11 protein-coding genes are annotated in these 13696 nt (G+C 69.0%); 9 read left to right on the top strand and 2 right to left on the bottom strand.

Annotated elements, in window-relative coordinates; translation table 11 throughout:
* Window positions 1-23: 23 nt before the first annotated feature.
* Window positions 24-2012 (top strand): APC family permease, encoded by a 1989-nt coding sequence (locus ACFSXZ_RS04390; protein WP_378261464.1) that lies wholly within the window; start codon window positions 24-26, stop codon window positions 2010-2012.
* A 144-nt stretch (window positions 2013-2156) separates the two neighbouring features.
* On the opposite strand, the gene ACFSXZ_RS04395 is transcribed toward ACFSXZ_RS04390, so the two are convergent.
* A complete protein-coding gene (locus ACFSXZ_RS04395) occupies window positions 2157-3161 on the bottom strand; it encodes an Lrp/AsnC family transcriptional regulator (protein ID WP_378261467.1) in 1005 nt (334 codons plus the stop codon).
* 112 nt (window positions 3162-3273) lie between these two features.
* Here ACFSXZ_RS04395 and ACFSXZ_RS04400 point away from each other — a divergent pair, with 112 nt between their 5' ends.
* The 3 genes from ACFSXZ_RS04400 to ACFSXZ_RS04410 are packed head-to-tail and all read left to right on the top strand — an operon-like array spanning window position 3274 to window position 6562.
* A complete protein-coding gene (locus ACFSXZ_RS04400; protein ID WP_378261469.1) occupies window positions 3274-4482 on the top strand; it encodes a M20 metallopeptidase family protein in 1209 nt (402 codons plus the stop codon).
* Entirely contained in the window at window positions 4479-5756 is a 1278-nt protein-coding gene (locus tag ACFSXZ_RS04405) for an MFS transporter (protein ID WP_378261471.1), read from the top strand. Before ACFSXZ_RS04400 ends, ACFSXZ_RS04405 begins: the two co-directional genes overlap by 4 nt.
* A complete protein-coding gene (locus ACFSXZ_RS04410) occupies window positions 5753-6562 on the top strand; it encodes a cyclase family protein (protein WP_378261473.1) in 810 nt (269 codons plus the stop codon). Before ACFSXZ_RS04405 ends, ACFSXZ_RS04410 begins: the two co-directional genes overlap by 4 nt.
* Window positions 6563-6680: 118 nt before the next feature.
* On the opposite strand, the gene ACFSXZ_RS04415 is transcribed toward ACFSXZ_RS04410, so the two are convergent.
* Window positions 6681-7880, bottom strand: a complete 1200-nt coding sequence (locus ACFSXZ_RS04415; RefSeq protein ID WP_378261474.1) for a PucR family transcriptional regulator — start codon at window positions 7878-7880, stop codon at window positions 6681-6683.
* Window positions 7881-8142: 262 nt separating this feature from the next.
* On the opposite strand from ACFSXZ_RS04415, the gene ACFSXZ_RS04420 reads away from it, so the two are divergent.
* From ACFSXZ_RS04420 to ACFSXZ_RS04440, 5 genes are all read left to right on the top strand, one after another.
* Window positions 8143-9504 (top strand): MFS transporter, encoded by a 1362-nt coding sequence (locus ACFSXZ_RS04420; RefSeq protein WP_378261475.1) that lies wholly within the window; start codon window positions 8143-8145, stop codon window positions 9502-9504.
* Window positions 9501-10691 (top strand): CaiB/BaiF CoA transferase family protein, encoded by a 1191-nt coding sequence (locus tag ACFSXZ_RS04425; RefSeq protein ID WP_378261476.1) that lies wholly within the window; start codon window positions 9501-9503, stop codon window positions 10689-10691. Before ACFSXZ_RS04420 ends, ACFSXZ_RS04425 begins: the two co-directional genes overlap by 4 nt.
* The gene (locus tag ACFSXZ_RS04430; protein WP_378261478.1) at window positions 10688-11830 is read left to right on the top strand and encodes an acyl-CoA dehydrogenase family protein; all 1143 of its coding nucleotides are present in this window, start codon (window positions 10688-10690) and stop codon (window positions 11828-11830) included. The genes ACFSXZ_RS04425 and ACFSXZ_RS04430 overlap by 4 nt, the downstream gene beginning before the upstream one ends.
* A complete protein-coding gene (locus ACFSXZ_RS04435; protein ID WP_378261480.1) occupies window positions 11827-13038 on the top strand; it encodes a CaiB/BaiF CoA transferase family protein in 1212 nt (403 codons plus the stop codon). Before ACFSXZ_RS04430 ends, ACFSXZ_RS04435 begins: the two co-directional genes overlap by 4 nt.
* A gap of 72 nt (window positions 13039-13110) precedes the next feature.
* Complete coding sequence (locus tag ACFSXZ_RS04440; RefSeq protein WP_378261482.1) at window positions 13111-13587, top strand: hypothetical protein; 477 nt, start codon at window positions 13111-13113, stop codon at window positions 13585-13587.
* The last annotated feature ends 109 nt before the right edge of the window (window positions 13588-13696 follow it).

A 13696-nucleotide genomic window follows, 5' to 3' on the forward strand; every position in this document is an offset into this window, starting at 1 on the left:
CTTCGCCTACCTACGCTGCGGGCGTGGGATCTTCGACGTCGGTCTTGAAACGACTTGTGGTGGGCCGGCCCTTCCGCAGCGACCAGCTCCATCACGAACTTCTGCCCAAGCGCCTGGCGTTACCGATCTTCGCCAGTGACCCACTGTCCTCGGTCGCCTACGCCACCCAGGAGATCATCCTGGTCCTCGCCCTGGCCGGGACCGCCTTCCTGCACCTCACCCCGTGGATCGGGCTCGCCGTCGTCGTGCTGCTGGCCGTCGTCGTGCTCTCCTACCGCCAGGTCGTGCAGGCCTACCCCAGCGGCGGCGGCTCCTACGAAGTGGCCTCCCGCAACCTCGGGCCCTCCGCCGGGCTCGTCGTCGCCGGTGCGCTCCTGGTCGACTACATCATGACCGTCGCGGTCTCCGTCGCGGCCGGCGTGGACAACATCATCTCCGCCGCGCCCGAACTCAACCCCTACCGCGTGCTCATCAACCTCGTCTTCCTCGCGATCCTGGCCGCGGTGAACCTGCGAGGCCTCCGCGAGTCCGGACGAGCCTTCGCGGTACCCACCTACCTGTTCGTCGTGGGCGTGCTGGTGATGATCCTGGCCGGGCTGGGCCGTGCCGCCGTCGGGCACGCGCCGGTCGCCGAAAGCGCCGGCTGGGACATCCGGCCCGAGCACGTCGGGCTTTCCGGGCTGGCGGTGGCTTTTCTCGCGCTGCGTGCCTTCTCCTCCGGCTGCACGGCACTGACGGGTGCCGAGGCCATTTCCAACGGCGTGCCCGCGTTCCGGAAACCGAAAGGCCTCAACGCCGCGCGCACCATGGGCGCGATGGGCATCCTGGCCATCGTCATGTTCGCCGGCATCACCGTGCTGGCCCTGATCACCCACACCCGGGTGGCGGAGGACACCTGTGATCTCGCCGGATTTCCCGGAGACTGCACCACCCAAGCACAGCGCACGGTCATCGCACAGATCGCCGCCGCGGTGTTCGGCGGCGACCACAGCATCGGGTTCTACTACATCCAGACGACCACCGCGCTGATCCTGATCCTGGCGGCCAACACGGCGTTCAACGGCTTTCCCCTGCTCGGGTCGATCCTCGCGCAACACCGCTATCTGCCCCGCCAGCTCCACACCCGCGGCGACCGGCTGACCTTCTCCAACGGCATCATCGCGCTCGCCGTGATCGCCGGCGTCCTGATCTACGCCTTCGACGCCTCCACCACGAAACTCATCCAGCTCTACATCATCGGCGTGTTCACCTCCTTCACGCTCTGCCAGGCCGGCATGGTCCGGCACTGGAACCGCGCACTGCGCGAGGTGAAAGACCGTGCCCAGCGGCTGCGCATCCAGCGCGGCCGGGTGATCAACGCGATCGGCGCGTGCTTCACCGGCGTCGTGCTGGTGGTCGTGCTGGCCACGAAATTCGCGGGCGGCGCCTACCTCGTGGTCATCGCGATTCCGCTGCTGTTCCTGGTGATGCGGGGCATCCGGCGCCACTACCAACGAGTCCGGCAGGAACTGGAACCCGACCCCGCCGGCGACCTGCTGCCCAGCCGCATCCACGCGCTCGTGCTGGCCTCCACATTGCACAAACCGACCCAGCGGGCACTGTCCTTCGCCCGCGCCGCGCGCCCGGACACCCTCACCGCCATCACCGTCAACGTCGACGACACCGACACCCGCGAACTCCAGCGAACATGGGAAGAACACCGCGTCAAGGTGCCCTTGAAGGTCCTCGAATCGCCCTACCGGGAAATCACCCGGCCCCTGGTCACCTACATCAAAAACATGCGCCGCGAAAGCCCCCGCGACGTCATCTGTGTCTACATCCCCGAATACGTGGTCGGCCGCTGGTGGGAAAACCTGCTGCACAACCAAAGCGCGCTCCGCCTGAAAGGCAGACTGCTCTTCGAACCCGGCGTCATGGTCACCAGCGTGCCCTGGCAACTCCGGTCCAGCGCCCACCGCGACCTCGAACGAGCCGACCACCTACCCGGCGACGTTCGCCGCGGCATCTTCTAAACCGGCAAGGTCTCGCCGACATTCTCGGCCGTAGTCATGCGCGCGAACCGGAGCGCGCGCATGAAGGCGTCAGGGTTGTACTACGCCGCCAGATCGAGGCCGCCGCACCAACCGCACCGTCCCCAGGGGCTGCGGATCCCGGACTCACACCGGTGGTATCACTTCCCCGGTAGCCCGGCCCGCCGAGTCCAGCAGCCAGCCCATCCGTTTCGGGGTGCGAAGGTTGATCCCGCTGTCCCGCACCGAGAGCCAGGGAAGACGCTCGCCGATCAGCCGCTCCAGCCGGGTGATGTCCGCCAAGGAACTCGTCCACACGGTGAACGCGATCGTGGCGTCGCCGGTGATGGACGCACACATGCGCAGCTCCGAGAGCGTCGCCAGCGCGGCGACCGTGCGCTCCTGATCCGCCGGGGACACGGCCACCAGCCAGGTGCTGCTGATGGGACGGCCGGAAACGAACTGCGAAACCTCACAGCGGAACGTCAGCGTCCCGGAGACGAGCAGGCGGCCCAGTTGCCTGCGCACGGTGGCCGGATTGCGTCCCGTCGCGCGGGCACAGTCCGCGGCGCTCGCGCGCCCGTCCGCGGCCAGCACCTCGATCAGCGGGTCGGCGTCGTCCGGCGGTGTCACCCCGCGCACCGGCCGCATCGCCCTGGCGGCGGCTTCAAACTCCGCCTCCTGCCGACGGTCGAGCGCTCCCAGCCGCCAGTCTCCGCCGTGACGGTGCAGCGTGGTGATCACGGAGGTGCGCTGCCGCTCGACTCCGGGCAGCGAGCGCAGATCGTCGAGCACGAACTTCGTCAGGCCGTCGAGGTCGCGGGTGAGGGTCGTGACCAGCAGGTCACGACCCCGAGTCGATTCCTCCACGGTAACCGCCCTGCGGTCCGCACAGATCGTGCGGACGACTTCGGCACGTGCGCCAGGAAGGCAGTCCACCTCGACCAGCGCCAGTACCGGCCGGCGGTAGGCGCCACCTCGGTGTGCGGTGACCCAGGCCAGTCCCTCCCGGCGCAGGCGGGCCCAGCGGGCGGCGAGCGTCGTGGGCGTCGAGCCGAGGATCCGGGCTGCTTCGGCCCAGCTTGTCCGGGGCGCGATCTGCAGCCCGTGCAGCAATTCGAGGTCGAGCTCCGTCATCGCCTCGGAATGCACGAAAACTCTCCCTGGCAGGGCTTCGATGCACGAATCCAAGTCGTTTCGCCCGGTTCGTCGTAACGACAACCACACTACGCGGAAAGTTCGCCCGCTGAGGAAGGACCCCAGGATGTCACTGGTCGCGGAAGCACGGGAGATGGCGGACGAGCTCGTCCAGCTGCGGCGTGCGTTGCACCAGGAGCCCGAGATCGGCTTGCGTCTGCCTCGCACCCAGGAGCGGGTGTTGCGGGCGCTCGACGGCCTTCCACTGGAAATTTCCACTGGACAGGACTGCACTTCCGTAACCGCGGTGCTACGCGGGCAGGGCCCGGGCGTGGTGCTTCTGCGAGCGGACATGGACGGGTTGCCTGTGCGGGAGGAGACCGGGCTCGACTTCGCGTCGCGGACCGACGGCGCGATGCACGGATGTGGGCACGATCTGCACACCGCCATGCTCGTGGGCGCCGCCCACCTTCTCGCCTCGCGCCGCGACGAACTCGAAGGCGATGTGGTGTTCATGTTCCAGCCGGGCGAGGAAGGCTGGGAAGGCGCGCGAACGATGATCCGCGAAGGAGTCCTGGACGCGGCGGGCCGACGACCCGACGCCGCGTACGCGTTGCACGTGTTCTCCACCCTTGGCCCGGCCGGCCGGTTCTCCAGCCGTCCCGGCGTGGCGCTCGCGGCGTCCGCGACGCTGCGCGTCACCGTGCGGGGCGAGGGCGGCCACGGTTCCACGCCGCACCAGGCCAAGGACCCGGTTCCGGTGCTCGCGGAAATGGTCACCGCCCTGCAAGCAGCCGTCACCCGCCAGTTCGACGTGTTCGACCCGGTCGTCCTGACGATCGGGGTGCTGCGGGCAGGTACCCGCAGCAACGTCATCCCCGACACCGCGACGTTCGAGGCCACCATCCGCACGTTCTCGGAGAGGTCGCGAGGGCGCATACGGGAGGTGGCACTGCGGCTGGTGTCCGGCATCGCGCAGGCGCACGGCGTGGAGGTGGAGGCCGACTACGCCGAGGGCCGGCCGCCCACGCTGAACGATCACGAGGAGACGGCCTTCGCTCGTGACGTGATCGGCGAAACGTTCGGCGACGCCCGATACTCCTCGCTGGCCAACCCCTTCACCGGCGCCGAGGACTTCTCACGGGTGCTGGCCGAGGTGCCCGGTTGCTTCATCGCGCTGGGTGCGCTCCCGCCCGGCGCGGATCCGGACAAGGCGCCCTTCAACCACAGTCCCCGCGCCGTCTTCGACGACTCCGTCCTGCCCGACGGCGCTGGTCTGTTCACCGAGCTGGCCCGCCGCCGGCTCCACCTCACGGCTCAGGAAGGACAACGATGACCGAGACACTCCGGCCCCACACGATCCCGTCCACCCGGCGCACACCGCAGCTCGTCGGCACGGCGCTGGGCCACGCCCTCGAGTGGTACGACTGGGGCATTTACGCGATCTTCGTGCCGTTTTTCGCCACCCAGTTCTTCCACCAGGGAAACCAGCTTTCGGCCGTGCTGTCGAGCCTCGCCATCTTCGCCGTCGGGTTCGTCGCCCGGCCGCTCGGCGGCTTCGTGTTCGGCCGGCTGGCGGACCGCATCGGACGGAAAACGGCGATGTCCGCGACCGTGGCGACGATCGCCGTGGCCAGCTTCGCCGTCGGTGTCTCACCGACCTACACCAGCATCGGCGCATGGGCTTCGCTGATCCTGCTGGTGGCTCGCGTCGTGCAGGGGCTCGCCTGCGGGGGCGAACTCCCGTCGGCACAGACCTACCTCTCGGAAATCGCACCCGCGGAGAAACGTGGCACCTGGTCCAGTTTGATCTACATCGCCAGCGTCTTCGGAAACACCGTGGGTGTGCTTCTCGGCCTCGTCCTGACGCTCACCCTGTCCAACACCGAGATGCACACGTTCGGCTGGCGGATCCCGTTCCTGCTCGGCGGTGTGTTCGGGCTGGTGGCCGTCTACATGCGACGGAAGATGTCCGAGACGGAGGCCTTCACGCTGGCCGGCCGCGAACGGTCCAGGTTGTGGCCCGAACTCGTCCGGCACCGTAAGGAAGCCCTGCGCGTCATCGGCCTGTCCGTCGGCTTCACCGTCGTCTACTACTCGTGGGTCGTGGCAGCTCCGGCCTACGCCATCAACTCACTGCACGTGTCCTCGTCCGGTGCGTTGTGGGCCGGAGTGGCGTCGAGCGTGCTCCTGATGGCCGTCATGCCGTTCTGGGGCAAGCTCTCCGACCGGATCGGGCGGAAGCCCGTCCTGCTGATTTCGACGCTCGGCGCCGCTGTCATGCTCTACCCGATGCAGTTCCTCATGGGGCACAACGCATGGCGGCTGTTCGCGGCCATGGCGATCGCCGCGGTGTTCATCTCGGCCGGGGTGTCGATCCTGCCGGCGGTGTACGCGGAAATGTTCCCCACCCACATCCGGGCCGTCGGGCTGGCCGTACCGTATTCCGTGGCGGTGGCGGTCTTCGGCGGAACGGCCCCGTACCTGCAGACCTGGATCGGCGCGAAGCTGGGGCAGTCGTCCTACACCGGCTACGTGTTGTTCCTGCTGGTGGTGTCCAGCCTGGTGATCGCCAGGATGCCGGAGACCCGCGGAAAGGACCTCAGGTGAGCAATTCCCTGCTCGAGGCGCTCGACGCCGCCCGGCCACGGATCATCGACCTAGCACAGCCCTTGCGGGAGGGGATGCCCTGCTCACCGACCCACCCGGGCTTCCACCTGGCGCTGACCCGCCGCCACGGAGACACGACCAGACCGGACGGAATGACCGGATCGCACGAGCTGATCGTGCTCGGCGGTCACGTCGGCACCCACATGGACGCGCTGTCGCACGTCGCGGTGGACGGCCGCTTCCACGGCGGAGCGCCGGTCACCGTGGAAAACGGCCGCTACGCCAGTCACGGGATCGACGAGGTGGCCCCCATGGTGTGCCGCGGCGTGCTCGTCGATGTCCCCGCACGGCACGGCGTCGGCCGGTTACCGCCGGGAGAACCCGTCACCGCCGCCGACCTGCGGGACGCGGACCTCCGGCCGGGTGACGTGGTGCTCATCCGGACCGGATGGGCCCAGTTGTGGCACGACCGCGACGCCTACCTCGGCACGGAAAGCGGCGTGCCCGGTCTCGCGGCCGACGGCGCACGGCATCTCGCCGCCGCCGGCGTCAGAGCGGTCGGCGCCGACACCATCGCGCTGGAGCACATTCCCGCCGGCGCCGGCCTGGCGAACCTGCCCGTGCACCGGATCCTCTTGCAGGACAACGGAATCAACCTCATCGAGGTGATGAACCTCGAACCGCTGGCACTGGCCGGGGCGCACGAGTTCGTCTTCGTCGGCGCTCCCCTGTCCATCGTCGGTGCCACCGGGGCACCGATCCGCCCGCTGGCACTCGTGGAAAACCGGCCGGCCGCCGAGAAATGAGGGCGTTGCGGCCAGGACTCCGGCGAAACAAGAGATCGCCGGCCGGCTCGTAGCCGATGCCAGGCCACGTTCTTCCCGGCTCCATCCCTGGAGCCCACGAATTCCAGTGCGGGCAATTCTACCCACCACCATCGCTTTCGAGTGTCCGCCTGGTGCGCGTTTTCCATTCGTGTCTCCGCAGCGCCCACCACACCTCACTGATTTCCTGGGCCGATTCCAGGTTCAGCCCGGAAAGGTGTTTCACCTGATTGACCCGGTACCGCAAGGTGTTCGGGTGTATCACGAGCTCCCGCGCCGCCGCCGCGGTGTTCATGCCGGCGGCGAGAAAGGCGTCGAGGGAGGACACGAGTTCCTTTCCGAATTCGCCCTGCGCGAGCAGCGGCGCCAGGATCCGTTCTACCAGGTGGTCACCGACGCTGTGCTCGGAGGCGACCGCGACGTGCAGCGAGAGGCTTTCCAGGGTTTGCGGGCCTGTGCGGCCGAATTCGAGGCCGACCTCGATCACCTGGCCTGCCGCGCGATAGGACTCGTGAATCTGGTTCAGTTCGGCAGTCGGCCCGATCCCGGCCGTCGGTCCCGCAACGGGCAGATCTTCCCCGGTGAGAATGCCGACCGCATCGCCTTCCACCACCGCGCCGAACGGTGCGAGCCGGTGTGCGTTCCCCCAGCTCAAGATCTGGTGCAGCAACTGTCCCGCCGATTCCCCCTTGGCGGGCCGGGCCCGGAACGCGCGATAACGGGCCGTGGCGACGAGGCCGAACGAAGCCGCGTGCAAGGCCATGTCCGGCGTGTTCACGCCGTCCCGGAGCAGGCTGCGCACGAACTCGACGCGGCGGGTCTCGGCCGTCCTCGCCATGTCGAGGTCCTCGTCGCGGTGCGCCACCGCGTACTCGCGGCTGACGAGGTCGTTCACTTCCCACAGGATGCGGACGCCCTCGAGTTGTATCCCGGGTTCGATTCCCCTTTCCGTCGCGGCGCCGATCACGAATTCCCGCAACGCCTGGAAGGACAACCGGATGGCGAGCAGGACGTGCTCGATCGGGATCCCGGAGCGGGCTCGTTCGGCGGCCACGGAGACATCCTGCACGCGCTCAGGCACCTTGCCGACGATCAGCGAGCGTGCCGCGGTTTCGATGTGCTGCCGCAGCGACCGGCGCAGTGACGCACGGGCGACCGCCGAGTAGGTCGGCACCTTCTCGACGATCTCGGTGACTATGTCGTCCGCCAGCTTGTCCGTGTTCTCGCACAGGAGCTGGGCGAGGTAGCCGAAGGCGTCGGCCATGGCCTGCCCCCGGGCTTCCTCAGGCGACCTGCGCACGACGGCCTCCTTCCCTCGGGCGACCACGCCCCGGTCCTGTCCGGATCCTTCCATCTGTTGTGCGGCGACACAATCAAATCGTCTGCGCCTCGTTGCGTCAGACATGGATCGGGCGCGGTCGTGCCACCTAAAGTGGCGACTGCGCCCAATAAATGGCGAATTTCCCACCGAAACGCGCGTAGTGGCCGATCTCGCTCCGGCGATGATCTTGTGGTCGTGCACAACGGCGGCCAAGAACCGGCGACACCCCTCGTCAAAGGAGATGAGCACATTGAGCGACGAACCAAAGGGCGTGCCGCGCACGACGCTGAGCCGTGTGGCCATCGCGAGCTGTGCCGGCACGACCATCGAGTTCTACGACTTCTTCATCTACGGGACCGCGGCCGCGCTGGTCTTTCCGAAGGTGTTCTTCCCCGCGCTCGGTGCGGCGGCCGGAACCGTCGCCTCGCTCGCCACCCTGGGTGTCGCCTTCGTGGCGCGCCCGGTCGGCGCGGTGGTGTGCGGCCACTTCGGAGATCGGCTCGGGCGAAAGAACACGCTCGTCGCAACCCTGCTGTTGATGGGCGTGGCGACCATCGTCATCGGGCTGCTGCCGCCGGCGAGCGTCATCGGAGCGGCGGGGCCGATCCTGTTGACGGTGCTGCGGTTCCTGCAGGGGTTCGCCGTCGGCGGCGAGTGGGCGGGCGCCACCTTGCTCGCCGCCGAAAATGCCCCACCGGGCAAACGCGGCCTGTACGCGGTCTTCCCCCAACTCGGACCGGCGTTCGGCTTCGCCCTCGCGAGCGGGACGTTTCTCGTTGTCGATCTCGCGGTCGGGCCGGGCAGCCCCGCCTTTCTCTCCTACGGCTGGCGAATCCCCTTCGTGGCCAGCGCGGTCCTTGTCCTTATTGGACTGTATGTGCGGCTGGCCGTCACCGAGACCGCGGAGTTCCGCGAACACCAGGCGAAACTTCGCGCCTCGGGAACGCAGGGCGCGAACACGCTTCCCCTCCGCGCGGTGTTCCGGGCCCAGTGGCGCGAAGTCCTGCTCGGCGGCGGCGTGCTCACGATCCTGTTCGCCTTGTTCTACGTCGCAACCGCGTACCTCACCTCGTTCGGCACCTCGCGGTCCGGGGTGGGACTGAGCCGGGCCTCCGTGCTGGGGCTGGGCATCGCCGCCAGCGCCGCGCTGGCGATCACGACCGTGGCCGCGGGACTCCTGTCCGACCGGTTCGGCCGCCGGCGCACGATTCTCTTCGCCTACGTACTGACCGTTCCGGCCGTCGTCGTGTTGTTCGCGTGGCTCACCGGCCGTTCCGGCATCGCGTTCGCGGTGACCCTGACGGCCATGATGGGGCTCTACGGCATCGCCTACGGCCCGGTGGGCGCCTATCTGCCGGAGCTGTTCCAGACCGCGTACCGGTACACCGGTGCCGGGATCGCCTACAACCTCGGCGGGATCCTCGGCGGTGCCATCGCGCCACTGGTCGCGGCCGCGCTGGCCGCCTCGCACGGCGTACTCGCCGTCGGCGTCCTGCTCGGCGTGCTGGGCGCGGTGAGCCTGCTCAGCACCGTCGCGCTGCGGTCACGTGCCGCCCATGAACACAGTCCTGCCGCCTCCCCGAAGCTGGAGCACACCCCATGACCGAGAACCGCCGTGCCCTGACGGGCATCCGCGTCCTCGACCTGACCCGGCTTGCCCCCGGGCCCTACTGCAGCATGCTGCTCGCCGACCTCGGCGCGGACGTGGTGATGGTCGGGGGCGGCCGGACCGGTGCCCCCATCCCGGTGTTGCGCCGCGGCAAGCACGCGATCGAGGTGGACCTGAAGACCCGGAAAGGGCGCGCGTTGCTGGACCGCATGGTCGAACACACCGACGTCCTCGTCGAGAGTTTCCGGCCGGGCGTCGCCGCCCGGCTCGGGGCCGGCCACGAGCGGCTGAGCCGGATCAACCCGAGACTCGTCTCGTGCAGCCTGACCGGCTACGGCCAGGACGGCCCGCTGGCACAGCGGGCCGGGCACGACATCAACTACCTGGCCATTGCCGGGGCACTGGGCACGTTCGGCGCCGCCGACGCCCCGCCGACGCCACCGCTGAACCTCCTGGCCGATTTCGGCGGAGGCGGTCTTCTGGCTGCCTTCGGCATTCTCGCCGCACTGCACGAGCGGGAACGCTCGGGCGTCGGCCAGCACGTCGACGCCGCGATGGTCGACGGCGTGCTGTCCATGATGGCCATGCCCTTCGCGGACTGGGGCACACCGACGCTGCCCCGGCGCGGAACCGGCGCGCTCACCGGCACCATGCCCGTCTACCGCACCTACGAATGCGCCGACGGCCGATACGTCGCCGTGGGCGCACTCGAGCCGCGGTTCTTCGCGGCGCTGTGGACCGAGCTCGGACTCGGTGACGGTACCGAGGTGCCGGACCACCTCGATCCCGCCGGATTCCCCGAGCTCACCCGCGCCCTGGAAACGGTCTTCCGCAGCAAGGACCGCGATACCTGGGCGGCGCATTTCGCCGACAGCGACGCGTGCGTCACCCCCGTGCTCGAGCCCGGCGAACTCGCGGCGCACCCGCACGTGACCGCCCGCCACCCGGACTTCGCGCTGGACCGCGTTCCGGCCGTACCGAAGTTTTCCCGTACTCCCGCCGCCCCCGGCGGCACACCGGCTCCGGAAGAGACCGTGGCGGTGCTCGCGTCCTTCGGGCTCACCCCGGACGAAGCAGCCCGGGTCGTCGCGCCGCGCGACGCGGCCACCGGCGACCTGAGCTGGCCCCCGATCACCCGGCCCCACCCCGGCTCCACACAGGAAGGAATGCCTCAGGCATGAACACAATCGAGACGGACGTCCACGCCGACTTCCGGGCCATCGTGCGCAAACTCGCCACCGAACGGATCGCGCCGCATGCCGCGGACGTCGACGAGAGGGAACGGTTCCCGGAGGAGGCCTGGCAAGCGATCGTCGAGGCCGACCTGGCCGGCCTCGCCCACCCCGAGCACCTCGGCGGTTCCGGTGCCGACCTGCTGTCCCAGGTCATCGCGATCGAGGAGATCGCCGCGGCCTGCATGACCACTTCGCACGTGTTGCTGGTGAACTGGGCGGGCACCTGCACGATCCTGTCCCACGGCTCGGACGAACTGCGGAAGCTCGTCGTACCGCGGGTGGCGAGCGGACAGGCGGGCGCCGGCTGGTGCCTCACCGAGCCCACCGCGGGCTCCGATGTCGCCGGGCTCACCACCACCGCCACCAAGGTCGACGGAGGCTGGCGCCTCAACGGTCTCAAGCGCTTCATCAGCAATGCACCGTGGGGCACCTGGTTCGCGGTCCTGGCTCGTACCGGCGAGTCGAGCCACGGCGTGTTCATCGTGCACCGCGACGATCCGGGCCTGTCCTTCGGGCCGCACGAGCGCAAGATGGGACTGCGGGGCAGCCCGACCGCCGACATCGTGCTCGACGACTGCTTCGTGCCGAACGTACGGGTCGTGGGCGACCCCACCCAGGGCTACCGCTACATCATGGGCGAGCTGAACGGCAGCCGCGCGCTGATCGCGGCGCAGGCGCTCGGTGTCGCGCAAGGGGCGTTCGACGCCGCTCTCACCTACACCTCCGAGCGCTCGCAGTTCGGCCAGCCCGTCTCGCGGTTCCAGATGGTCCGCGGGATGGTCGCCGACATGGCCGTGCGGCTCGCCTCCGCCCGCGCTCTCCTCTACGAGGCCGTCGCGCTGATCGAGGCGGGCCACCCGGAGGCCCGCGCCCGGGCCGCCATGGCGAAGTTGCTGTGCAGCGACAACGCCATGTCCGTCACCACCGACGCCGTGCAGCTCTTCGGTGGCTACGGCTACATTCGCGACTACCCCGTCGAACGCATGATGCGCGACGCGAAGATCACGCAGATCTACGAGGGCACCAACCAGATCCAGCGGACGATCATCGCCAAGGCCGCCTACGCGGGGGCGGGTGCCGCATGAGCCGCGCGCTGGAGGGCATCCGCGTCGTCGAGCTCTGCGAGATCATGCAGGGACCACTCGCCGGCCAGACGCTGGGCGACCTCGGCGCGGACGTGGTGAAGGTCGAACGGGGCGAGCGAGGCGACGCGATGCGCACGCTCGACCGGGAAGCCGTCGAAAACGGCCGGATGTCGTCGTACTTCGTGGCGCTGAACCGGAACAAGCGCAGCATCAGCCTCGACCTGAAAACGCCCGCGGGAAGGGAAATCCTGCACCGGCTCCTCGCGGAGGCGGACGTGCTGGTGCACAACTACCGGCCGCACGCCGTCCGCGGGCTCGGACTGTCCTATGAGGACCTTGCGTCACGGTACCCGCGGCTGGTGTACGGCAGCGCGTCGGGCTTCGGCGCCACCGGACCGCTCGCGCACAAGCCCGGACAGGACATGCTGGCCCAGACCGTGAGCGGGCTCGCCCGGGCGGTCGGTGACCCGCGGCTGACGTCGTACCTCAATCCGACCGCGCAGGTGGACTACACCTCGGGCATGGGGCTGGTGCAGGGCATTCTCGCCGCTCTGCTCGAGCGGGAACGCAGCGGGCGAGGGCAGGAAGTGCGCGTCAACCTGCTCGACTCGGCCGTGGCCATGCAGATGCTCGAAGCGGCGGCGCACACCCTGTACGCGGAACACCTGAACTGGGTCACGCAGTGGTACAGCGGCACGTTCGCCACGACCGACGGAGTGGTCACCGTCCTCGGGCTGTTCCGGGACAACGCGGTCCGCCTGATCTGCGATGCCCTGGAAATTCCGGACCTCAGCCTCCGGCCCGAACTGTCCACGACCGAGCTTCAGGCGAGGAACAAGGACGTCGTCAACGAGGTCATCGCCCCGGTCGTCGCCAAGCTGAGCACGGAGCAGGCACTCGAACGCTTCGAGGCCGTCGACTTGCTCTGCGCGCCACAGCTCACGCTCGCCGAGGTGCTGCGGCACCCGCAGCTCGCCGCCAACGAACTACTCGTCGATGTCGATGTCCCCGGCCAGGACCGGGCGCGCGTCGTCGGTTATCCGGTGCGCCTTTCCCGGAGCCGCGCGGACGTCCGCCGCGCGGTCCCGCGCCGGGGAGAGCACACCGGCGAAGTCCTTGGCGAACTCGGCTACACGCCGGAGGAGATCGCGGAATTCGGCCGGCAGGGCGTCGTCCGGATCGAGGCCGCCGCCCACAGCCGGTCCTGACACTCACCTCGGTGGTGACCTCGACCCACTGGCGGTCTGACCCCCGCCCGTAAACTCTTGGAGAACAAAGCCATGGCTGAGGTTTTGGTGCTTGTCGACCATCTCGACGGACAGATCCGGCGGAGCACGTTGGAACTGCTGACCGTCGCCCGCGGACTGGGCGAGCCGTCCGCGGTGGCGGTCGGCCCCGTCGGCACGACGGGAAAGCTGTCGGCGGAGTTGAAGTCGCACGGTGCGAGCAAGATCTACCTGGCCGAGACGGATTCCGGGGACTTCGTGACCCCGCAGGTGGAACTGCTCAGCGCGTTGCTGGAGGCGGGGGATGCGGTGACGCTGTTGGCCGGGGCGATGGCCGGTGGCCGGGAGATCGCGGCCAGGGTGGCCAGGAAAACCGGCCACGCCCTGGTCGACAACCTGGCCGCGGTGGTCGTCGGCGACCATGCCGCCCGGACGACGGCGGCGACCACCATGACCGCGAGCGGCCATCGTCTGGGGAAGACGAGACTTCTCGCGTGCGCCGCGGGCTATCCCGACGAACTCGACGAGTGACAGCGTGTCCTGTTCGGATAACTGGCCGACTTCGCCGGAGGCAGCGCGGCGGGCACGCTGCTCCCGCCCGGCTGGGTGAACATGACCGTCGACTACACGGTGAAGATCG

Source organism: Amycolatopsis pigmentata, from assembly GCF_042684065.1.
Lineage (GTDB): Bacteria > Actinomycetota > Actinomycetes > Mycobacteriales > Pseudonocardiaceae > Amycolatopsis_E > Amycolatopsis_E pigmentata.